Here is a 20,577-nt window from a genome sequence, read left to right as displayed (position 1 = left end):
TGTGACAGGAGAGTCTGGTTTAGATTGGTGCGGTCTTGCCAACCGCACATTACGTCGCGGCGCGATTTATCGCGCCGCGACGGGGTCAGGCACCTAAATAGGCGCTACGCACCGCTTCGTTGGACAGCAACGCTTCGCCCGAGTCCTCCAGCACTACGTGACCGTTCTCCAGCACGTAGCCGCGATCGGCCAGTTTCAGCGCCTGATTGGCGTTCTGCTCCACGAGGAAGATGGTCATCCCTTCGCTACGCAGCTGCTCAATGGTGTCGAAAATCTGCTGAATAATAATCGGCGCCAGACCGAGCGACGGCTCATCCAGCAGCAGCAGGCGCGGCTGGCTCATCAGCGCACGGCCAATCGCCAGCATCTGCTGCTCGCCGCCCGACATGGTGCCGGCACGCTGCACTTTACGCTCGGCGAGACGCGGGAACAGTTCATAAACGCGCTCAATGCGTTCCTGATACTGCGAACGGCTGGCAAAGAAACCGCCCATCGCCAGGTTCTCTTCCACCGTCATGCGCGAAAATACCCGACGTCCTTCCGGCACAATGGCGATCGCCTCACGCATGATGCGTGCGGTTTGCCAGTCGGTGATGATCTTGCCATCAAAGCTGATGGTGCCCTGAGTGGCGCGCGGTTCACCGCACAGCGTGCCGAGCAGCGTGGTTTTGCCCGCGCCGTTAGCGCCAATCAGCGTGACGATTTCGCCCTGATTGATATACAGGCTGACGTTATGCAGCGCCTGGATTTTGCCGTAATGGGCGCTGACGTTTTCAATGGTTAACATCGGGTTGGCCATCTTACGCCTCTCCTAAATAGGCACGGATCACATCCGGGTTATTACGAATCTCTTCCGGCGTGCCATTGGCCAGCGGCGTTCCCTGATTGACCACGTAGATGCGGTCAGAAATGCCCATCACCAGCTTCATATCATGCTCAATCAACAGCACCGACACCTTGTGCGTACCGCGCAGTTCGGCGATCAACTCGTCCAGTTCATGAGTCTCTTTCGGGTTGAGACCGGCGGCCGGTTCGTCCAGCATCAGGATCTCCGGGCGCGTCACCATGCAGCGCGCAATCTCCAGCCGACGCTGCTGACCATAGGCGAGGTTGCCCGCCTGGCGGTTAGCCAGCTCCAGCAGCCCGATGCGCTCCAGCCAGGTGGCGGCACGGTCCAGCGCTTCGCTCTCCCCTTTGCGGAACGCCGGGGTTTTGAACAGCCCGGAGAACACGCCGCTTTTCAGATGCTGATGTTGCGCCACCAGCAGGTTTTCAATCACCGTCATCTCGCGGAACAGGCGCACGTGCTGGAAGGTACGCACAATGCCCATGCGCGCAATTTTCTGCCCCGGCAACCCTGCCAGATGCTGATCGCGCAGCCTGATGCTGCCGCCGGTTGGCTTATAGAAACCCGTCAGGCAGTTGAACACCGTGGTTTTGCCTGCGCCATTCGGACCGATCAGCGACACAATTTCCTGCTCGCGCAGTTCCAGCGCCACGTTGTTGACCGCCAGCAGGCCACCAAAACGCATCATCAGGCCTTCGACGGCTAATAAAGGCTGACTCATGCCTGCTCTCCCGATTTACCCTGTTTCAGTTTCAGATGCGGACGTTTCATTGGCAGCAGACCCTGCGGTCGCCAAATCATCATCAGCACCATTAAGCCACCCAGCACCAACATACTGTATTCATTCAGATCACGCATCAGCTCGCGCGACACCACCAGCAGCACGGCGGCGAGGATCACCGCAAACTGCGACCCCATCCCGCCCAGCACCACAATCGCCAGCACAAACGCCGACTCGACAAAGGTGAAGGATTCCGGGCTGACAAAGCCCTGGCGCGCAGCAAACAGCGTACCGGCAAAGCCCGCAAAGGCGGCGCTGATGGTGAACGCCGTCAGCTTGATACGTGTCGGGCTGAGGCCGAGGGAACGGCAGGCGATTTCATCTTCGCGCAGCGCTTCCCAGGCGCGTCCCAGCGGCATACGCAGCAGACGGTTGATGATGATCAGCGTCAGCACCACCAGCAGCAGCGCCACCAGATAGAGGAAAATGACACGGTCATTGGGATCGTATTTCAGGCCAAACACCTGATGGAAGGTGCCCCAGCCGCCCTCGCTGACACTGCGGCCAAATTCCATGCCGAACAGCGTTGGTTTAGGGATTTGCGAGATGCCGTTCGGCCCCCCGGTAATGGCGGTGTTGTTGAGCAGCAGGATGCGCACAATCTCGCCAAAGCCAAGGGTGACAATCGCCAGGTAATCGCCGCGCAGACGCAGCACCGGGAAACCAAGCAGCAGACCAAACGCTGCCGCCACCAGCCCCGCCAGCGGCAGGCTCTGCCAGAAGCCGAAGCCGTAATAATGGTTGAGCAAGGCAAAGGTATAGGCGCCAATGGCGTAGAAGCCGCCATAACCCAGCACCAGCAGACCCGACAGGCCTACCACCACATTCAGGCCGAGGCCGAGCATGACGTAAATCAGCGTCAGGGTGGCGATATCGACGCTGCCGCGTGATACCAGGAACGGCCAGATCACCGCAGCGACGATCATCAGCACCATCACCAGCTTCTGCTTCGGTGTGGAACCATCAAAACCTGGCAGCACCAGACCACTACTGCCGAACTTCAGCTTGCCGTGCAACAGCGGACGCAGCAGCTGGAACAAAAACACCACGCCGCAACCGACAAAAATCCAGTTCCAGCGCACCGTACCGGCATTCGACACCACCAGTTTGGTGCCATCGAGATCGAGTCGCATCCCCATAAAGAAGGTGGCAAGCACCAGCAACATCACCGTGGAGATCACGGCGTTAACCAGACCGAGGCGCTTCATACTTTCTCCACCTCCGGACGGCCAAGGATACCGGTCGGCATCACCAGCAACACCACGATCAGCAGGGCAAACGAGACCACGTCTTTATATTCGGTGGAGAGATAGGCTGAGGTCAGAGCTTCGGCAATGCCCAGCACCAGTCCCCCAATCATCGCACCCGGAATGCTGCCGATGCCACCCAGCACCGCGGCGGTAAAGGCTTTCATGCCCGCCATAAAACCGATAAACGGGTTGATGGAGCCGTAGAACTGGCCCAGCAGCACGCCCGCTACCGCCGCCATGGCTGCGCCGATGACGAAAGTCAGCGAAATCACGCGGTCGGTGTTGATGCCCAGCAGGCTGGCCATTTTCAGGTCTTCAGCACAGGCGCGGCAGGCGCGGCCCATGCGCGAATAGCGAATGAACAGCGTCAGCGCCAGCATGGCGATAAAGGTCACTACCCAGATCATCAGCTGCATGGTCGAGAGCGTGGCGGCAAAGCCGTTGCTTTCGCCCAGCGTCCACTGGCCGGTGATCAGGCTCGGCAGCGCGAGATCGCGCGAGCCTTGTGTCAGGCTGACGTAGTTTTGCAGGAAGATCGACATCCCGATGGCGGAGATCAGCGCGATCAGACGCTTAGAGGATCGCACCGGCTTATACGCCACGCGCTCAATGCTCCAGCCGTAGGCGCTGGAGATAATGATCGCCATGACAAACCCGGCGGCAATCATCAGCCAAGTGGTGTCGATGCCCATCATCATCAGCGCGGCAATCACGATAAAGGAGACATAGCTACCGATCATGTACACCTCGCCGTGAGCGAAGTTGATCATGCCGATGATGCCGTAAACCATGGTGTAACCAATGGCGATCAGCGCATAGGTGCTGCCCAGGGTCACACCGTTGAACATCTGCTGGAGGAAATAGAGGAACTGCTCGGACATAATGAGGACCTACTCAGATACCATGAATTCCCGCTCCCACGGGTGGGAGCGGGCCAGGGAGAGGGGGAAGCGGCGCGGGAGTCCGTGCGCGCTGTCCCTCCCCCTCCCCCCTTCCACAAATGGAAGGGGGACAGTTTGTTAAATTACTTAATGGCGGTAGATGAACCGTCTTTATGCCATTTGAAGATGCCGAATTCGAAGCCTTTCAGGTCACCTTTTTGGTCCCAGCTCAGGTTGCCCATCACGGTCGGCACTGGCGCGCCCTCTTTCAGGTTCTTCGCAATGGCATCTGGCTCGTCGCTCTTGCTGCGCTCGATACCCGCCACCAGCGACTGAATCGCCGCGTAAGTTGTCCAGACGAACGGACCGGTCGGATCTTTGCGGTTTGGCGCGGTGTTAGCTTTGATCGCCTCGACAATCGCTTTGTTGTCCGGCAGCTGGTCATAACGCTTCGGCAGCGTCACGTAGATACCTTCAGAAGCATCACCGGCGATGTTAGACAGTGAGGCGTTGCCCACGCCTTCCGGCCCCATAAAGCCCGCTTTCAGGCCTGCCGCTTTCGCCTGGCGCAGAATCTGACCCATTTCCGGGTAGTAGCCACCGTAGTAAACGAAATCGACGTTCTCTTTCTTCAGGCGTGCAATCAGGGTTGAGAAATCTTTATCACCGGCGGTGATACCTTCGAACAGCACCACGTTGCCGCCCTTCGCTTTCAGGGTTTTCTGTACGGATTCCGCCAGACCCTGACCGTACTGCTGCTTGTCATGCACCACAGCGATACGTTTCGGTTTGATTTCGTTGAGAATGTAGTTGGCCGCGGTCGGACCCTGGTCGGAATCGAGGCCAGTGGTGCGCAGCACATCAGCATAACCGCGTGCGGTCAGCTCCGGTGCGGTCGCCGCCGGGGTGATCATCAGCACGCCTTCATCATTATAAATGTCAGAAGCCGGTTGCGTTGAAGAGGAGCAGAGGTGGCCGATAACGTATTTGATGCCGTCGTTCACCACCTTGTTGGCAACCGCTACCGCCTGTTTCGGGTCGCAGGCGTCGTCATATTCCACGCCCACCAGCTTGTCGCCGTTGACACCGCCTTTCGCATTGATGTCCTTAATTGCCTGCGCCGCACCGGTAAATTGCATATCACCGTACTGGGCGACCGGGCCGGTTGCCGCACCCACGATGGCAATTTTGATGTCTTTTGCCAGCACCGCGTGGCTCATCGCCAGCGCCACGCAACCCGCCAGTAATGCGCGTCCTTTACTCATTTTCATACGAACTTCCCCATCTGTTGTGTCGTGTCTGTTGTGAGTTTGTTTATTTTCTGCCAGTAAAAGAGGAAAACTGATTCAGGAATAAGGAGTTAGCGCACTTTTCTGGCATTTATTGGTAATAAGGCTTTATTTTTCAGGTTATTAAACAGGAACTTTCTTCTGTAAATCAACTGACATATTCAGAAATGGCCGGATGAAACAGCACAATCATCTGGTTGTTATGGCCGCATTTTCGCCAACTTTCCAGCGAATTATGCTGGCTATTTATTCAACCATCTGCCTGTTCCACCATCATTCTGGCAAACTGGCTGGCGTTTGACCTATTTTTATCAAAAAAAAGTGACAGCGCTCTGACTGTCTAAATTCGCTACACTATGCCCTTTGCACTAGTACAGGCAGGAGTAATGAAGCTCACTATTCAGCGCTTAACATCGTTGACGACGCAGGATCGTATCGATCTGACCAAAGTCTGGCCGGAGATGGATATTGCGCAGCTGGAAGCCCAGCTGAGTGAAACGCAGCGTGTCTATGCCGCGCGTTTTAATCAACGTCTGCTGGCGGCCCTGCGGCTGACCATCAGCGGCACTCAGGGGAAAATCACCCATCTCAAGGTGCGTGAAGTCACCCGTCGCCGCGGGGTGGGGAAATATCTACTTGAGGAGACGCTGGCGCAGAACAGCGCGCTGGCGGAGTGGTGGATTGCCGATGAGGGAACGGACGATCAGGCCGTGCGCGCCGCGTTTATGCAGGCCTGCGGCTTTCGCGCGCAGGCCGATGGCTGGACGCGCTGAACGACAGACATAAAAAAAGGCGACTGTAAAAGTCGCCCTTTTTTTGCCCGTTGATTATCAGGCTTCAATCGCCATACGCAGTTTCTTCATGGCGTTCTTTTCCAGCTGGCGTACACGCTCTGCGGAAACGCCGTATTGATCGGCCAGTTCCTGCAAGGTGGTTTTGTTCTCTTCATCCAACCAGCGTGCGCGGATGATATGCTGGCTACGCTCGTCCAGGCCCTGCATCGCATCACTGAGTTTATCAGCAGCGTGTGCATCCCAGTTGTCCTCTTCGATGCCATCGGCAAAGTCGGAGGTTTTATCCTGCAGATACAGCACCGGGGCCATGGTTTTGCTTTCGCCATTTTCGTCGTCAGACGACATGTCAAAAGTCATGTCCTGTGCCGCCATGCGGGATTCCATTTCACGCACGTCTTTGCTGCTCACGCCCAGCTCACGCGCCACCATTTCAACTTCGTCCTGGTTGAACCAACCCAGACGCTGCTTAGATTTACGCAGGTTAAAGAACAGCTTACGCTGTGCTTTGGTGGTGGCGACCTTCACGATACGCCAGTTACGCAGCACGTATTCGTGAATCTCAGCTTTAATCCAGTGCACGGCAAAGGACACCAGGCGCACACCCACTTCAGGATTGAAGCGACGCACCGCCTTCATCAGGCCGATGTTACCTTCCTGAATCAGGTCTGCCTGTGGCAAGCCGTAACCGGAATAGTTACGAGCGATATGAACTACAAAGCGCAGATGAGACAGGATCAGCGTCTTAGCCGCATCCAGATCGCCCTGGTAATGCAGCCGTTCAGCCAGCGCTTTTTCCTCTTCCGCCGACAGCATCGGCCAGACGTTAGCAGCCCGAATATAAGATTCCAGGTTGCCAAGAGGAGCAATAGCTAAAGTTTGCATTTCTTTGGTCATTCAAACCCTCACAAAATCAGTGGAATTGCTGCACGTATCTTTCCCTGAGCAGACGATACAGTATGTCAACGTCGCTGGAAATCCGAAAGCAATCTGTGCTACCGAACTTAGAGATTAAAGTTATCCACAAGTTCAATCATAGCAGTGAATATTTTACACACAGATGACAGGAAGGGAAGCGGAGAAAAAATCCTCTGCGCCCGAATGTCGGCAGCAGAGGATCATTATACCAAAAAAATGTTGCAGGCGTTTACTGCGGCGTAAATCGACGTAAATGTTGTACCGTCGCCAGCCAGGCGGCAATCCAGCCGATGATGGCGGCAATCAGCAGCAACAGCAGCCCTTCGTCCCAGGAAAAGCCTTCCAGAACAAAGGTCGTACCGAATACCGATGCCACATTTGCCACCACCGATTGCAGGCGCAGCACCAGCACTTCGGACAGCAGCAGCGACAGCACCGCGCCGCTAAAGCCCAGCAATGCCCCACCATACAGGAACGGCCGCAGGATAAAACCGTCGGTCGCGCCAATCAGTTTCTGCACATTGATGGTATCGCGTCGGGCAAAGATGCTGAGGCGCACGCTGTTGCCAATCACCAGGAACACCGCAATCACCATCAGCAGGCCAATCATCGAAGCAATCTGTCCGACTAACCCGGTCAGCGCCGCCAGGCGGGCAAACCAGCTGTCATCCATCCGCACTTCATCGACGCCCTGCACCTTCGCCACGCGATCGCGCAGATCCGCCATGGTGTTGGAGTTCTGGAAATTCAGCTTCGGTGTGATGATCGCCACCGCCGGCAACGGATTCTGCTCCAGCATATCCATCGCGCCGCCGAAACCAGACCAGTTGCGGAACTCGTTGAGCGCCTCTTCGCGCGTCAGATAATTGACGTTATCCACGCCATCGAGCTGCTTGAGCTGCGCGGTGACGTTCTCTGCGGCGCTGTCATCCAGCGTTTTAGAGAGATACACCGTCAGCTGCGGCGCCGGATACCACTGGGTCGCCGCCTGGCTGACGTTTTTCCATACCATGTAGCAGACGCTCGGCAGCGTCAGCGAGATAGCAATCACCATCACCGTCAGCAGCGTCGCCAGCGGCTGACGCCACATATCGGAAAGGGTGCCGCGCAGCGCGTAGCGCCACTGTTCCTGCCAGCCGCCCTTCAGCGCTTTGCTTTTCGAAGGCTGTTTCGCTTTCGGCGCAGGTGCGCGCTTATTGCGTTTATTGACCATCGTGGCCTCCGTGCAGGCGTCCCTGATTGAGCGTCATCATGCGGTAATTGCGACGGGAAATCAGTCCCATGTCATGTGTTGCCATCAGCACCGTGACGCCAACGCGGTTGAACTCTTCAAACAGCCGCAGAATGTCTTCTGACAGCGCATCGTCGAGGTTACCGGTAGGTTCATCCGCCAGCAGCACCGCAGGTTTATTCACCACCGCACGCGCGATCCCGACACGTTGTTGTTCACCGCCAGAGAGCTGAATCGGGAAACTTTTCGCTTTGTCGAGCAGACCGACTTTATCCAGCGCCGCCGACACGCGACGACGGATATCTTCCCCGCTGGCACCCGAAATAATCAGCGGGATTGCCACGTTGTCATACACCGAACGATCCATCAGCAGATGGTGATCCTGGAAGATCATGCCAATCTGACGACGTAAAAAGGGCACTTCGCTGTTCCGCAGCCGGGTGATGTCGTGTCCGCTGAACCAGATCTGCCCGGCGCTCGGGCGCTCAATGCCACAAATCAGCTTCAGTAAGGTACTTTTCCCCGCGCCAGAATGGCCGGTCAGAAACGCCATTTCGCCGGGGCGCAGATGAAAATCCACGCCCTGGAGCGCCTGACGTCCGCCCAGATATGCCTTACTGACCTCTTCAAAGCGAATCATCCCAATTAGTCCTCTCGGGCAAACAGTGCCTCAATAAAGTCTGCGGCCTTAAACGGCCGTAAATCCTCGATGCCTTCCCCAACACCGATATAACGAATCGGAATGCCAAACTGATCGGCAACCGAGAAGATCACACCGCCTTTTGCGGTGCCATCCAGTTTTGTCAGCGTGATACCGGTCAGACCCACCGCTTCGTGGAACAGTTTGGCCTGGCTGATGGCGTTCTGCCCGGTGCTGGCGTCGAGGGTCAGCATCACTTCATGCGGCGCTTCCTCATCCAGCTTCTTCATCACGCGGGTAATCTTTTTCAGTTCTTCCATCAGGTGCGATTTGTTCTGCAAACGCCCGGCAGTATCGGCGATCAGTACATCAACCTGACGCGCTTTCGCGGCCTGGATGGCATCAAAAATCACCGATGCGGAATCCGCGCCGGTATGCTGCGCCACCACCGGAATGTTGTTGCGCTGGCCCCACACCTGGAGCTGTTCAACCGCCGCGGCGCGGAAGGTATCGCCCGCCGCCAGCATCACCGATTTCCCCTCGGCCTGGTACTGACGCGCCAGCTTGCCGATGGTGGTGGTTTTACCCACGCCGTTGACGCCAACCATCAGAATGACGAACGGCGTTTTGCCTGCGACATTCAGCGGTGCATCCACTTTCTCCAGAATGCCGGCCATTTCGGCTTTCAGCAGGCCGTAGAGCGCTTCTGCATCACGCAGCTGCTTACGGTTCGCCTGCTGAGTCAGATTGGTGATGATGCGACGGGTCGTTTCGACGCCCACGTCAGCAATCAGCAGCTGCTCCTCAAGCTCCTCGAACAGATCGTCATCGATTTTCTTGCCGCGGAACAGACCGATAAATCCGGAACCGAGATTTTCACGGGTTTTTACCAGGCTGCGTTTCAGACGGGCAAAGAAGCCCTCTTTGGTGGGACGCTCCTGCTCCTGCGCAACAATCGGTGCGGCTGCCAGCGGCAGATCGCTGACGGTGTCCTGCACCTCTTCAGCCTCCGCTTCCGGCTCGCTTTCCGCCAGTGCCAGCGCTTCGAGTTCTTCATCGCTCAGCGCGGCATCGTCTTCTTCCTGCGCCAGCTCTTCCAGCTGCGGCGTTTCTTCAATCGGCGCAACCTCAGGATGGGCGATCTCTTCCGGCAGCACCTCTTCAGCAATCGCCGTGACCGGCGCGGCTTCGGCGATCGGTTCTACTTCGGCGATCGGTTCAGCTTCGGCGATCGGTTCGGCTTCCGCCTGCTGCTCTGCCACCTGTTCGGTGACGGCTACGGTTGCTTCCGCCTGCGCTTCGGCGCGATCTAACGCGCTCTCTTCAACGGCTGGCTCCTGCGCCACGTCGGCAGGTTGCTGCTGCTCATCCGCAGGCTGTTGCGTCTCTTCTTCTTTGCCAAAGCCTAGCCAGGAAAAAAAGCCGCGTTTTTTCTCTTTTGCCATTGTGTGACTACACTCCTCGATGGCTTATTCCCGGTAGCACGCTGTTCCCAGGGGATAAAAAATTCAATTTGAAGGCTTCAGCCGCGTAAAAATCAGTGAATTACGCACGCTATACCAACTCAGTAGTCTAACACTTTCCAGCCAGCGCACCACAGCACCCTTTTTTAACGTTTCTTCTGCCTGCTACGCCCGTTAAACTACGCAACAAATTATGACGAGTTGTGAGTGAAATGAGTAAATCCCCCCGCAGCAGCGGCGCTGCTGGTCAGATCCGCATCATTGGCGGACAATGGCGCGGCCGTAAATTACCGGTGCCCGATAGCGCAGGCCTGCGCCCGACCACCGATCGCGTACGTGAAACGCTGTTTAACTGGCTGGCGCCAGATATTCAGCAGGCGCGCTGCCTCGATTGCTTTGCGGGCAGTGGCGCGCTCGGGCTGGAAGCGCTGTCGCGTTTTGCCGCCTCCGCCACGCTGCTGGAGCTGGAACGCCCGGTGGCGCAGCAATTGATGCAAAACCTGCAAACGCTGCGCGCCAGCAACGGCAAGGTGGTGCAGACCAATACGCTGCAATGGCTGAGTCAGCCAGGCGAGGCCTTTGACGTGGTGTTTGTCGATCCGCCGTTTCGTAAGGGATTGTTGCAGGAGACGCTGACGCTGCTGGAACAGAATGGCTGGCTGGCGGATGAGGCGTTGATTTACGTCGAAAGCGAAGTGGAACATGGCGCGCTGCCGGTCCCGGCCAACTGGGATTTGCACCGCGAAAAAATTGCCGGACAAGTGGCTTATCGTTTATATCAGCGCCAACAAGGAGATGTGTAATGTGGCTTAATCTGGGACGTTTATTGATGATCTGCGTCTGGGCATTTTTGCTGTTAAATCTGGTCCACCCGTTCCCTGCGCCGCTGCGCTATTTCGTGAACGTGGCGTTGTTCTTTATGGTGATTATGCACGGATTGCAGCTGGTGCTGCTGCGCGCCACTCAGCCTAAGGACGCGCCGAAACTGGGGGGCGCCACCCAATGGAAGATTTTCTTTTTCGGTGTGTTTGAGCTGCTGGCGTGGCAGAAGAAACATTATCCGAAAGGATAAATTGCCGGGTGCACATAAATGCGCACCCTACGGCGCAGGGTCGGCATTCATGCCGACCTGGCCACGTTATTGCGCCGGCGTAAAACTCACAAACCGCGTGCCCTTCAGCTTCAGCTCACCCTTCACGCCTTTATCCATCTGGTGATAATCGCCCGCATCAACGATGAGCTTGAAATCTCCCGCCCCATTCAGCGGATGGAACCAGGCTTCATACTTCATATCTTCCCCGGCAATCACTTCCCGCTGACGCGAGCGGCGATTCGGTGACGGATATTCGCGCTTGGTTTTCACTTCAACACTCAGGGTGCGGATCGGGGAAGCATCGTTCACCGCGGTCTCACGGCGTTGCTTAATAAACTGACGGGTCGCCAAAACGGCAATAATCGCCAGAACGATAAAAAAGAGTAGCGGTGGTTTGCTCATGTTTTCTCTCGTGCTTTGCGCTAATGTCGGAAGGGTAAAGAGGATAAAGGATACAACCAGAGTTGCCCGATTGTCACATTCACCGCCGGTAACTTACACTGGGATCGCGATTTTGGGAAAATTCATCAGACTGGCGGACAAAACGTCCAGAAAAGGGAGAAAACATGCTTTGGTCTTTCCTTGCCGTACTTTTTTCCGGTTGGCTCTATGTCGATGCGTCATACCGCGGCCCGCAATGGCAGCGCTGGCTGTTTAAACCCGTCACCTTATTGCTGCTGGTCGCCTGGGCCTGGCAAGCGCCCACGTTCAACACCACCGACTATCTGATTCTGGCGGGTCTGGTGGCGACGCTGGTTGGCGATGCGCTGACGCTGTTGCCGCGCCAGCAGATGCTGTACGCGCTGGGAGCGTTCTTTTTATCCCACCTGCTCTACACCATCAGCTTCGCCGCGCATATGACCATGTCGTTCTTCTGGCCGATTCCGCTGACGCTGCTGGTGATTGGCCTGCTGTTGATTGGCATCATCTGGACGAAGCTGGAGGAGCTGCGCTGGCCGGTTTGTACCTTTATCGGTATGACGCTGGTGATGAACTGGATGGCAGCCGAGAACTACTTCTTCCGCCCTACCGATTTCAGCTTCTCGCTGCTGGTGGGAGCCGGGTTGTTGTTGCTGGCGAATATCGTCTGGTTTATCTCGCATTATCGCCGCCGTTTCAGCGCCGATAGCGCCATCGTGGCTGCCTGCTACTTCGCCGGTCACTTTATGATCGTGCGTTCCCTGTGGCTCTACTGAAGAAAAAGTAACCTTAACGCTTGACTCTGGAGTGCACTCCAGAGTGTAGCATCAGGGTGCGGGTCATTCCCCCGCCCCTGAATCCGGAGGTTACATGCATCAACATTCTCATGCCTGCCGCTGTGGCAAAAGCCACGGCAAACCGCAGCCGCTGTGCGCCATCAGCAGCGCACGTCCGGTGACGCTACAGATTTCCGCCGCGCAGCCGGTGACGCCCGAAAGCAGTTGCAGCTGCTGTGACAGCGGCAGTCCGGGCGGCGACGCCGACGAAGAGAGCGACAGGCCCAGCCCCAGCGCACAGCAATTCCGCTGGCAAATTGCCGGTATGGATTGCCCGAGCTGCGCGCGCAAAATCGAAAACGCGGTACAAAAGCTGCCGCAGGTGCGCACCGCGCGCGTCATCTTTGCCAGTGAAAAGCTGGTGGTTGACGCTGAAAAAGATATTCGTCCGGCCATTGAACAGGCGGTAAAAAACGCCGGGTTCAGCCTGATCTCCACCGATCCTCAGACACCACCGTCACGGCTGAAAGAAAACGCCGGTTTGCTGCTGCTAACCCTGCTGATGCTCGCCAGCTGGCTGCTGAGCCAGTTTGCTCCGGTCTGGGGCGATCGCCTGTTTATTGCTACCACCCTGATTGGCCTGCTGCCGATCGCGCGGAGTGCGTGGCGTCTGCTGCGTAGCGGCTCCCCCTTTAGTATCGAAACCCTGATGACGCTGGCTGCCGCTGGCGCGCTGGTGATTGGCGCACATGCCGAAGCCGCGATGGTGCTGCTGCTGTTTCAGCTGGGCGAACGGCTGGAAGCCTATGCCGCCGCCCGCGCCCGCCGTGGCGTGACCGCGCTGATGGCGCTACGCCCGGACAACGCCACGCGGCTGCGTGGCGCGCTGCGTGAACAGGTCGCGCTGACGGCGTTGCAGCCCGGTGATGTGATTGAAGTGGCTGCGGGAGGGCGTCTGCCCGCCGATGGCGCGTTGCTTACCGCCGCCGCCAGCTTTGACGAAAGCGCCCTGACCGGTGAATCGGTGCCGGTGGCGCATCAGTCTGGCGATACGGTGATGGCCGGCGCCACCAGCGTTGATCGTCTGGTCACCCTGAAGGTGATCTCCGAACCGGGCCACAGCGCCATTGACCGTATTCTGCAACTGATTGAGGAAGCCGAAAGTCATCGCGCGCCGGTCGAACGCTTTATCGATCGCTTCAGCCGCGTCTACACCCCGGCCATTATGCTGCTGGCGCTGCTGGTAATGACGCTGCCGCCGCTGCTGGGCGGCGGTGACTGGCTGCCGTGGATTTACAAAGGGCTGACGCTGCTGCTGATTGGCTGCCCCTGTGCGCTGGTGATCTCCACCCCAGCCGCCATCACCTCCGGGCTGGCCGCGGCCGCACGCCAGGGCGCGCTGATCAAAGGCGGCGCCGCGCTGGAACGCCTCAGCCGCGTCAGCATGATGGCGTTCGATAAAACCGGCACGCTGACCGAGGGCAAGCCGCAGGTAACCGATGTGCTGACCTTCAGCAGCACCGCGCAAAATCAGCTGCTGGCGCTGAGCGCCGCCGTTGAGCAGGGTTCCAGCCATCCGCTGGCGCTGGCGATTGTGGCGGAAGCCGCCCGCCGTCAGCTTGCCCTGCCCGCGGCCAGCAACCAGCACACGCTGGCAGGCAGCGGTATCCAGGCGCAGATTGACGGCGTCAGCTATCAGCTGCTGGCCCCGCGTGAAGTGAAAAACCTGATCGATGCGCAGCAGCAGGCCATCGCGCAGCATGAAGCGCAGGGCAAAACCGTGGTGGTGCTATTGCAGGATGGTCGCCCGCTCGGCCTGCTGGCGTTGCAGGATCGGCTACGTGCCGAGGCCGTCAGCGCGCTGGCGGAGCTGCAAAAACTCGGCATCGGCAGCCTGATGCTGACCGGCGATAACCCGCGCGCCGCCGCCGCGATTGCAGCTGAACTCAACATTGATTACCGCGCTGGGCTGCTGCCCGCCGCCAAGGTGGAGGCGGTACGCGCGCTTGACGCCCGACAGGCGCTGGCGATGGTGGGCGACGGTATCAACGATGCGCCGGCGATGAAGGCCGCCACGCTGGGGATTGCCATGGGCAGCGGCACCGACGTGGCGCTGGAGGCCGCCGATGCGGCGCTGACGCAAAACCGGCTGGCGATTCTGCCACGTACCGTGGCGCTGGCGCGCCGTACACGCCGCATCATCCGGCAAAATATCGCGCTGGCGCTCGGGCTGAAGGCGTTGTTCCTGGTGACGACCCTGCTTGGTTTTACCGGTTTGTGGCTGGCGGTGCTGGCAGATTCCGGGGCCACGGCGCTGGTGACCGCCAATGCGCTGCGCTTGCTGCGTTCCCGCTAAGGAAGAATGAACGGATGCCTGCTCTCAGGCATCCGTTCCTTTCTGAATCAGATAGTGGTACGGCAGGGTTTCCGTCTGCTGCGCCAGCAGCGTATGTTCCATAAAGCGGCAAAAGCCGGGAATATCACGCGTGGTCGCCGGATCGTCGGCGATAATCAGCAGGGTTTCACCGGCCTGCATCTGGCGCACGGTTTTACGCACCATCATCACCGGCTCCGGGCAACGTAAGCCAAGGGCATCGAGGGTGTGGTCCGGCGCGGAAAAGGGATCGCTCATGATTCTCTGTCTGTTTTACAAGGGAGGGCGCTCATTCTAGCGCGCTCATTCACCAGCGCAAGGCGATAACGATTGCGTTAAAATTAACCATTGCATAAATCGCACAACGCGATAATATGCCGCCGATTTTTCGTTTACCGTCGCAACCAACCGCGGCCCTGGGTTCCCTCACCCCATCATTAAAAAGGCTCAATATGATCGCTTTTTCTCCGCGTCAGCGCATGTATGCGCTGTTTTGGCTGTCGCTTTTTCACCTGCTGGTGATCACCTCCAGTAACTATCTGGTGCAGTTGCCGGTGGCCATTTTTGGCTTCCACACCACCTGGGGCGCGTTCAGCTTTCCGTTTATTTTCCTCGCTACCGATCTCACCGTGCGCATTTTTGGCGCGCCGCTGGCACGCCGCATTATCCTGGCCGTGATGATCCCGGCGCTGTTTATCTCTTACATCGTCTCCTGCGTGTTTTATCAGGGCGAATGGCAGGGCTGGGCGTCGCTGGAGCAGGTGAATCTGTTTGTCGCACGTATCGCCAGCGCCAGCTTTATGGCCTATGCGCTGGGGCAGATTCTGGATGTGCACGTATTTAACCGTCTGCGCCGTTTGCCGCAGTGGTGGATTGCACCGGCCGCCGCGATGTTCCTTGGCAATATCAGCGATACGCTGGCCTTCTTCTTTATCGCCTTCTACAAAAGCCCCGACCCGTTTATGGCCCAGCACTGGGTGGAGATCGCGCTGGTGGATTACAGCTTCAAGGTGCTGATCTGCATGATTTTCTTCCTGCCAGCCTATGGTGTGCTGCTCAACGCTGCGCTGAAGCGTATGGCGGAGCGTAGCGCCCAGCGTCAAATGAATTTCGGCTAATTGCACGTAGAGCATCCGTCCCACGCACGCTAAGATTTCCTGACAAACCGGCGGTTGCTTTTGACCGCCGATTTCGATTTGATAACGCCTGACTGGAATCTTGTGAAAGGGATAAGAATGCGAAATTTAGTGAAATATGCGGGCATTGGCCTGTTGGTATTTGGCCTCGCGGCTTGTGACCAGAAGAAAGATGACGCGCCAGCGGCTGACAATGGCGCCAGCGCCAGCCAGTCAAGCCAGACGATTAATCTGATGGACGGTAAACTGAGCTTCACCCTGCCTGCGGGTATGTCTGACAAAAGCGGCAAACTCGGTTCAGAATCAACCAATATGCACGTATACGCCGATCAGACCGGCGCGCGCGCGATTATCGTGATTGCCGGCGATCCGACCAATGAAGCGCTGGATTCACTGTCACAGCGTCTGGAGCAGCAGCAGCGCAACCGCGATCCGCAGTTGCAGGTCGTGGCGAACAAAGCGGTGACGCTTAATGGTCAGCCTGCTCAGCAGCTGGATACGGTGATCTCCGCTAACCACCAGACCTCCTGGTCGTCCGTCATTCTGGCGAAAGTGGACGGCAAACTGCTGACCCTGCAAATCACCCTGCCCGCTGACAATCAGCAGCAGGCGCAAAGCGATGCAGACAATATCGTTAAAAGCATCACGCTGAAATAGTGATGCGTATGAATGCGCACCCTACGTTGTCCTGTAGGGAGGCATTCATGCCGACCCGCCAAATCCCAGGCGCGATTTATCGCGCCGTCACAACCTCACCGGCGAAATATGCCAGATCTCATCGGCATACTCCTGAATGGTACGGTCCGCCGAGAAATACCCCATATTGGCGATATTAAGCGCCGCACGCCGTTGCCACTCATCCGGCTGTCGATACAGCTTATCCACTTTGTCCTGGGTATTAACGTAGCTGCGGTAATCCGCCAGCAGCTGGTAGTGATCGCCAAAGTTGACCAGCGCATCGAACAGGTTGCGGTAGCGTCCTGGCTCCTGTGGGCTGAACAGTCCGCTGGCGATTTGCGTCAGCGCCTGATGCAGCTCGGCATCTTCCTCGTAGTATTTACGTGGGTTGTAGCCATCCTTACGCAGTTTCTCCACCTGCGGCGTGGTGTTGCCGAAGATAAAGATATTTTCTGCGCCGACGTGCTCGCGCATTTCTACGTTGGCGCCATCCAGCGTACCAATGGTTAACGCGCCGTTCAGACCGAATTTCATGTTACTGGTGCCGGACGCCTCGGTGCCTGCGGTGGAGATCTGCTCGGAGAGATCTGCCGCCGGGATAATGATCTGCGCCAGGCTGACCCCGTAGTTGGGAATAAACACCACCTTCAGTTTGTTCTTCACATCAGGATCGTTGTTGATCACCTTCGCCACATCGTTGATCAGATGGATGATGTGCTTAGCCACGTAATATGCCGACGCCGCTTTCCCGGCGAAGATATTCACGCGCGGCACCCAATCGGCATTCGGATCGGCCTTGATGCGGTTGTAGCGGGTGATCACATGCAGCACGTTCAGCAGCTGACGTTTGTATTCATGGATACGTTTGATTTGCACATCAAACAACGCGTGAGGATCGAGCACGATGTCGAGGTTCTTCGCCACCCAATCCGCGAGGCGTTTTTTGTTGGCAAATTTGGCATCGGCAATCTGTTCGATAAAGGCCGGGTAATCAATCTGCGGCGTTAAGTCGCTGAGCTGGCTGAGATCGGTACGCCAGGTGCGGCCAATGGCTTCATCCAGCACCTCAGACAGGGCCGGGTTGGCCAGCGCCAGCCAGCGGCGCGGCGTCACGCCATTGGTTTTATTGCAGAAACGGCCAGGGAATAATCGGGCGAAATCGGCAAACAGCGACTGCACCATCAGGTTGGAGTGCAGCTCAGAGACACCGTTCACCTTATGGCTCACCACCACCGCCAGCCACGCCATTCGTACCTGACGGCCATTGTTCTCATCAATGATCGAGATACGCGACATCAGATCCCAGTCATCCGGGTAATATTCCTGAATGGTTTTCAGGAAGTAGTCGTTGATTTCAAAGATGATGCTGAGATGACGCGGCAGGATCTTACCGATCATATCTACCGGCCAGGTTTCCAGCGCTTCGGTCATCAGCGTGTGGTTGGTGTAGGAGAACACCTGGCAGGTCACTTCAAACGCATCGTCCCAGGTAAATTTCTGCTCGTCGATCAGCAGGCGCATCAGCTCCGGGATCGCCAGCACCGGATGGGTATCGTTCAGATGGATGGCGATTTTATCCGCCAGATTGTCCCACGTCTGATGCATCTGCCAGTGGCGGTTGAGGATGTCCTGCACCGTCGAGGAGACAAGGAAATACTCCTGACGCAGGCGCAGTTCGCGGCCGGAATAGGTGGAGTCGTCGGGATACAGCACGCGCGACACGTTTTCCGAGTGGTTTTTATCTTCCACCGCCGCGAAGTAGTCGCCCTGATTGAATTTACCGAGGTTGATTTCGTTACTGGCCTGCGCGCCCCACAGCCGTAGCGTGTTGGTGGCATCGGTGTCGAAACCGGGAACGATCTGATCATAGGCAATCGCGAGGATCTCTTCGGTTTCGATCCAGCGCAGTCGGCTGCCTTCATGCTGCACACGGCCGCCAAAACGCACTTTGTAGCGGGTGTTAAAACGCTGGAACTCCCACGGGTTACCATATTCCAGCCAGTAATCCGGCGATTCGCGCTGCTGGCCGTCGACAATATTCTGCTTAAACATGCCGTAATCGTAACGGATACCGTAGCCGCGACCCGGCAGGCCGAGCGTCGCCAGCGAATCGAGGAAGCAGGCGGCAAGGCGTCCGAGACCGCCGTTGCCGAGACCGGGATCGTTCTCTTCTTCCATCAGTTCGCTGAGATCAAGCCCCATCTCATCCAGCGCCTGATTGAGGTCGTCATAAATCCCCATCGCCAGCAGCGCGTTACCCAGCGTGCGGCCCATCAGGAACTCCATCGACAGGTAATAAACCTGGCGCACATCCTGCGACAACTGCGCACGGCTGGAACGCAGCCAGCGCTCTACCATGCGGTCGCGGACCGCCAGCAGCGAGGCGTTGAGCCACTCATGCTTATTGGCGATGGAGGGATCTTTGCCGATGGTGAACATCAGCTTATAGGCTATCGAGTGCTTCAGCGCTTCAACCGTCAGTGTGGGTGAGGCATAGGTGAAAGGTGCGTTCATATCCGGTATCCCAATATCATTACAGCAAACGTTGATAAAGATCGCGGTAGGCTTGTGCAGCCACCTGCCAACTAAAATCCATCCCCATCGCCTGACGCTGAACATAACGCCAGAGTGAAGGACGTGACCACAGAACAAAAGCGCGCCTTATCGCTCTGAGCAACGACCAGGCATTACTGTCTTCGAAGCTAAAGCCGCTGGCGATACCATCCGCCAGGTTTTCCAGCGAGCTATCGCTCACCGTATCCGCCAGCCCGCCGGTCCGGCGCACCAGCGGCAAGGTGCCGTATTTCAGACCATACAGCTGGGTTAAGCCGCACGGCTCGAAGCGGCTCGGCACCAGAATCACATCCGCCCCGCCGACAATGCGGTGCGAAAAGGCTTCGTGATAGCCAATCTGCACGCCGACGCTGCCAGGATGTTCCGCCGCTGCCGCCAGAAAGCCCTGCTGCAACTCGGCATCCCCCTGCCCCAGCAGCACCAGCTGGCCGCCCTGCGCCAGCAAACCGGGCAGCGCTTCCAGTACCAGATCTAAACCTTTTTGCCGCGTTAAGCGACTGATCACAGCAAAAACCGGCACTTTGTCATCAACTTTCAACCCCATGGCGATTTGCAGCTGACGTTTGTTCTCGGCTTTGCTTTCCAGCGTGTCACGGTTGTAACGCGCGGTCAGCAGCAGGTCATGCGCCGGGTCCCAGATACCGGGATCGACGCCATTCAGTACCCCACTCAGCCGCCCTTCACGCAGGCGCTGGGCCAGCAGCGACTCCATGCCGTAGCCAAACTCCGGGCGGGTGATCTCCAAAGCATAGGTCGGACTGACTGCGGTTATATGATCGGCATAAAACAGGCCGGCCTTTAGATAAGAAATCTGACCGTAGAACTCCAGCCCATGCATATTGAAAAAAGACGCGGGCAGCTGGATCTGCGCCATATGCTGCGCAGCGAACAGCCCCTGATACGCCAGGTTGTGCACGGTAAACACCGACTTTGCCGGTCGGCCGCGCGCTTCCAGATAGGCACAGGTCAGCCCGGCGTGCCAGTCATGGGCGTGGACGATATCCGGCCGCCAGTAGGTATCCAGCCCGCAGGCAATTTCGCAGCCCATCCAGCTGAGCAGCGCAAAGCGCAGATAGTTATCGACATAGGCGAACTGTGACTCATCGTGGTACGGACTGCCGGGGCGATCGTACAATCCCGGCGCATCAATTAAATAAATGCCAACCCCGTTGAAATGTCCAAAAAGTAAACGAACAAAACCGGCAAAGGTTGGCAACTCCGCCACAATTTCCGTATCCGGAATCCCTTTACGCAGATCAGGAAACGCGGGCAGCAGCACCCGCGTATCCGTACCACCGGCAATTTGTGCCTGCGGTAAAGCGCCGACAACATCAGCCAACCCGCCAGTTTTCAACAGCGGGAAAAGTTCTGAACAGACATGTAAAACCTGCATCCTGGACCCCTTTAGTGTTATCGCCCGCGCTCCACGCGGCGA

The 20,577-nt window shown here is 57.5% G+C and carries 21 protein-coding genes; 8 read left to right on the top strand and 13 right to left on the bottom strand.

All coding sequences use genetic code 11. The features are described 5' to 3' along the window. Positions 1–85: 85 nt before the first annotated feature. The 5 genes from livF to AC6I8V_RS01450 all read right to left on the bottom strand — a co-directional run bounded on the left by livF (position 86) and on the right by AC6I8V_RS01450 (position 5,030). Complete coding sequence (gene livF, locus AC6I8V_RS01470; RefSeq protein WP_497844174.1) at positions 86–799, bottom strand: high-affinity branched-chain amino acid ABC transporter ATP-binding protein LivF; 714 nt, start codon at positions 797–799, stop codon at positions 86–88. 1 nt (position 800) lies between these two features. Beyond that, positions 801–1,568 (bottom strand): high-affinity branched-chain amino acid ABC transporter ATP-binding protein LivG, encoded by a 768-nt coding sequence (gene livG, locus AC6I8V_RS01465; protein ID WP_497844173.1) that lies wholly within the window; start codon positions 1,566–1,568, stop codon positions 801–803. Beyond that, on the bottom strand, positions 1,565–2,836 hold the full coding sequence (locus AC6I8V_RS01460; protein ID WP_497844172.1) for a high-affinity branched-chain amino acid ABC transporter permease LivM: 1,272 nt from the start codon (positions 2,834–2,836) through the stop codon (positions 1,565–1,567). The genes livG and AC6I8V_RS01460 overlap by 4 nt, the downstream gene beginning before the upstream one ends. Further along, complete coding sequence (gene livH / locus AC6I8V_RS01455) at positions 2,833–3,759, bottom strand: high-affinity branched-chain amino acid ABC transporter permease LivH (RefSeq protein WP_497844171.1); 927 nt, start codon at positions 3,757–3,759, stop codon at positions 2,833–2,835. Before livH ends, AC6I8V_RS01460 begins: the two co-directional genes overlap by 4 nt. 143 nt (positions 3,760–3,902) lie before the next feature. Continuing rightward, a complete protein-coding gene (locus tag AC6I8V_RS01450) occupies positions 3,903–5,030 on the bottom strand; it encodes a branched-chain amino acid ABC transporter substrate-binding protein (RefSeq protein ID WP_497844170.1) in 1,128 nt (375 codons plus the stop codon). 193 nt (positions 5,031–5,223) lie between these two features. Between AC6I8V_RS01450 and AC6I8V_RS01445 the strand changes: the two genes are divergently transcribed. Both AC6I8V_RS01445 and panM read left to right on the top strand, forming a co-directional pair. After that, positions 5,224–5,349, top strand: coding sequence for a hypothetical protein (locus AC6I8V_RS01445; RefSeq protein WP_497844169.1), 126 nt, complete (start codon positions 5,224–5,226; stop codon positions 5,347–5,349). Between the two features lie 85 nt (positions 5,350–5,434). Further along, positions 5,435–5,821, top strand: coding sequence for an aspartate 1-decarboxylase autocleavage activator PanM (gene panM, locus AC6I8V_RS01440; protein WP_497844168.1), 387 nt, complete (start codon positions 5,435–5,437; stop codon positions 5,819–5,821). A gap of 57 nt (positions 5,822–5,878) precedes the next feature. On the opposite strand, the gene rpoH is transcribed toward panM, so the two are convergent. From rpoH to ftsY, 4 genes are all read right to left on the bottom strand, one after another. Beyond that, positions 5,879–6,736: an RNA polymerase sigma factor RpoH gene (rpoH, locus tag AC6I8V_RS01435; RefSeq protein ID WP_497844167.1), complete on the bottom strand. Its 858-nt coding sequence runs from the start codon at positions 6,734–6,736 to the stop codon at positions 5,879–5,881. 250 nt (positions 6,737–6,986) lie between these two features. Next, the gene (gene ftsX, locus AC6I8V_RS01430) at positions 6,987–7,970 is read right to left on the bottom strand and encodes a permease-like cell division protein FtsX (RefSeq protein WP_497844166.1); all 984 of its coding nucleotides are present in this window, start codon (positions 7,968–7,970) and stop codon (positions 6,987–6,989) included. Then, positions 7,960–8,628, bottom strand: a complete 669-nt coding sequence (gene ftsE, locus AC6I8V_RS01425; protein WP_497844165.1) for a cell division ATP-binding protein FtsE — start codon at positions 8,626–8,628, stop codon at positions 7,960–7,962. Before ftsE ends, ftsX begins: the two co-directional genes overlap by 11 nt. Positions 8,629–8,633: 5 nt before the next feature. Continuing rightward, a complete protein-coding gene (gene ftsY / locus AC6I8V_RS01420) occupies positions 8,634–10,073 on the bottom strand; it encodes a signal recognition particle-docking protein FtsY (protein WP_497844164.1) in 1,440 nt (479 codons plus the stop codon). A 230-nt stretch (positions 10,074–10,303) separates the two neighbouring features. Between ftsY and rsmD the strand changes: the two genes are divergently transcribed. After that, positions 10,304–10,894, top strand: coding sequence for a 16S rRNA (guanine(966)-N(2))-methyltransferase (rsmD, locus tag AC6I8V_RS01415; protein WP_497844163.1), 591 nt, complete (start codon positions 10,304–10,306; stop codon positions 10,892–10,894). After that, positions 10,894–11,163 (top strand): DUF1145 family protein, encoded by a 270-nt coding sequence (locus AC6I8V_RS01410; protein WP_497844162.1) that lies wholly within the window; start codon positions 10,894–10,896, stop codon positions 11,161–11,163. The genes rsmD and AC6I8V_RS01410 overlap by 1 nt, the downstream gene beginning before the upstream one ends. A 66-nt stretch (positions 11,164–11,229) precedes the next feature. Here the strand turns inward: AC6I8V_RS01410 and AC6I8V_RS01405 are convergent, their stop codons facing one another. After that, positions 11,230–11,586 carry a DUF2500 domain-containing protein gene (locus AC6I8V_RS01405; protein ID WP_497844161.1) on the bottom strand — a complete coding sequence of 119 codons (357 nt, stop codon included), beginning with the start codon at positions 11,584–11,586 and terminating at the stop codon, positions 11,230–11,232. A gap of 164 nt (positions 11,587–11,750) precedes the next feature. On the opposite strand from AC6I8V_RS01405, the gene AC6I8V_RS01400 reads away from it, so the two are divergent. Both AC6I8V_RS01400 and AC6I8V_RS01395 read left to right on the top strand, forming a co-directional pair. Next, positions 11,751–12,380 (top strand): lysoplasmalogenase, encoded by a 630-nt coding sequence (locus AC6I8V_RS01400; protein ID WP_497844160.1) that lies wholly within the window; start codon positions 11,751–11,753, stop codon positions 12,378–12,380. Positions 12,381–12,474: 94 nt separating this feature from the next. Continuing rightward, positions 12,475–14,736, top strand: a complete 2,262-nt coding sequence (locus AC6I8V_RS01395) for a zinc/cadmium/mercury/lead-transporting ATPase (protein ID WP_497844159.1) — start codon at positions 12,475–12,477, stop codon at positions 14,734–14,736. A gap of 24 nt (positions 14,737–14,760) precedes the next feature. Here the strand turns inward: AC6I8V_RS01395 and tusA are convergent, their stop codons facing one another. Then, positions 14,761–15,012 carry a sulfurtransferase TusA gene (gene tusA, locus AC6I8V_RS01390; protein ID WP_497844158.1) on the bottom strand — a complete coding sequence of 84 codons (252 nt, stop codon included), beginning with the start codon at positions 15,010–15,012 and terminating at the stop codon, positions 14,761–14,763. Between the two features lie 194 nt (positions 15,013–15,206). On the opposite strand from tusA, the gene AC6I8V_RS01385 reads away from it, so the two are divergent. Both AC6I8V_RS01385 and AC6I8V_RS01380 read left to right on the top strand, forming a co-directional pair. Then, complete coding sequence (locus tag AC6I8V_RS01385; protein ID WP_497844157.1) at positions 15,207–15,872, top strand: 7-cyano-7-deazaguanine/7-aminomethyl-7-deazaguanine transporter; 666 nt, start codon at positions 15,207–15,209, stop codon at positions 15,870–15,872. 117 nt (positions 15,873–15,989) lie between these two features. Then, positions 15,990–16,547 (top strand): DcrB family lipoprotein, encoded by a 558-nt coding sequence (locus AC6I8V_RS01380; protein WP_497844156.1) that lies wholly within the window; start codon positions 15,990–15,992, stop codon positions 16,545–16,547. An 87-nt stretch (positions 16,548–16,634) separates the two neighbouring features. Here the strand turns inward: AC6I8V_RS01380 and glgP are convergent, their stop codons facing one another. Continuing rightward, entirely contained in the window at positions 16,635–19,082 is a 2,448-nt protein-coding gene (gene glgP, locus AC6I8V_RS01375; protein ID WP_497844155.1) for a glycogen phosphorylase, read from the bottom strand. A 19-nt stretch (positions 19,083–19,101) separates the two neighbouring features. Continuing rightward, positions 19,102–20,535 (bottom strand): glycogen synthase GlgA, encoded by a 1,434-nt coding sequence (gene glgA / locus AC6I8V_RS01370; protein ID WP_497844154.1) that lies wholly within the window; start codon positions 20,533–20,535, stop codon positions 19,102–19,104. Positions 20,536–20,577: the final 42 nt, after the last annotated feature.

The sequence above is a fragment of the Pantoea sp. X-Soil-TKNS-1207 genome (assembly GCF_059730485.1).
Note: the sequence above shows the minus strand (reverse complement) of the source record. Positions and strands in the feature narration are given on the sequence as shown.

Coding starts and splice junctions, on each gene's coding strand:
- livH (WP_497844171.1), bottom strand. CDS start 3,759: ATGTCCGAGCAGTTCCTCTATTTCCTCCAGCAGATGTTCAACGGTGTG.
- tusA (WP_497844158.1), bottom strand. CDS start 15,012: ATGAGCGATCCCTTTTCCGCGCCGGACCACACCCTCGATGCCCTTGGC.
- AC6I8V_RS01400 (WP_497844160.1), top strand. CDS start 11,751: ATGCTTTGGTCTTTCCTTGCCGTACTTTTTTCCGGTTGGCTCTATGTC.
- ftsX (WP_497844166.1), bottom strand. CDS start 7,970: ATGGTCAATAAACGCAATAAGCGCGCACCTGCGCCGAAAGCGAAACAG.
- glgP (WP_497844155.1), bottom strand. CDS start 19,082: ATGAACGCACCTTTCACCTATGCCTCACCCACACTGACGGTTGAAGCG.
- AC6I8V_RS01450 (WP_497844170.1), bottom strand. CDS start 5,030: ATGAAAATGAGTAAAGGACGCGCATTACTGGCGGGTTGCGTGGCGCTG.
- AC6I8V_RS01410 (WP_497844162.1), top strand. CDS start 10,894: ATGTGGCTTAATCTGGGACGTTTATTGATGATCTGCGTCTGGGCATTT.
- ftsY (WP_497844164.1), bottom strand. CDS start 10,073: ATGGCAAAAGAGAAAAAACGCGGCTTTTTTTCCTGGCTAGGCTTTGGC.
- panM (WP_497844168.1), top strand. CDS start 5,435: ATGAAGCTCACTATTCAGCGCTTAACATCGTTGACGACGCAGGATCGT.
- AC6I8V_RS01395 (WP_497844159.1), top strand. CDS start 12,475: ATGCATCAACATTCTCATGCCTGCCGCTGTGGCAAAAGCCACGGCAAA.
- rsmD (WP_497844163.1), top strand. CDS start 10,304: ATGAGTAAATCCCCCCGCAGCAGCGGCGCTGCTGGTCAGATCCGCATC.
- AC6I8V_RS01405 (WP_497844161.1), bottom strand. CDS start 11,586: ATGAGCAAACCACCGCTACTCTTTTTTATCGTTCTGGCGATTATTGCC.
- AC6I8V_RS01445 (WP_497844169.1), top strand. CDS start 5,224: ATGAAACAGCACAATCATCTGGTTGTTATGGCCGCATTTTCGCCAACT.
- ftsE (WP_497844165.1), bottom strand. CDS start 8,628: ATGATTCGCTTTGAAGAGGTCAGTAAGGCATATCTGGGCGGACGTCAG.
- AC6I8V_RS01380 (WP_497844156.1), top strand. CDS start 15,990: ATGCGAAATTTAGTGAAATATGCGGGCATTGGCCTGTTGGTATTTGGC.
- rpoH (WP_497844167.1), bottom strand. CDS start 6,736: ATGACCAAAGAAATGCAAACTTTAGCTATTGCTCCTCTTGGCAACCTG.
- AC6I8V_RS01460 (WP_497844172.1), bottom strand. CDS start 2,836: ATGAAGCGCCTCGGTCTGGTTAACGCCGTGATCTCCACGGTGATGTTG.
- glgA (WP_497844154.1), bottom strand. CDS start 20,535: ATGCAGGTTTTACATGTCTGTTCAGAACTTTTCCCGCTGTTGAAAACT.
- livF (WP_497844174.1), bottom strand. CDS start 799: ATGGCCAACCCGATGTTAACCATTGAAAACGTCAGCGCCCATTACGGC.
- AC6I8V_RS01385 (WP_497844157.1), top strand. CDS start 15,207: ATGATCGCTTTTTCTCCGCGTCAGCGCATGTATGCGCTGTTTTGGCTG.
- livG (WP_497844173.1), bottom strand. CDS start 1,568: ATGAGTCAGCCTTTATTAGCCGTCGAAGGCCTGATGATGCGTTTTGGT.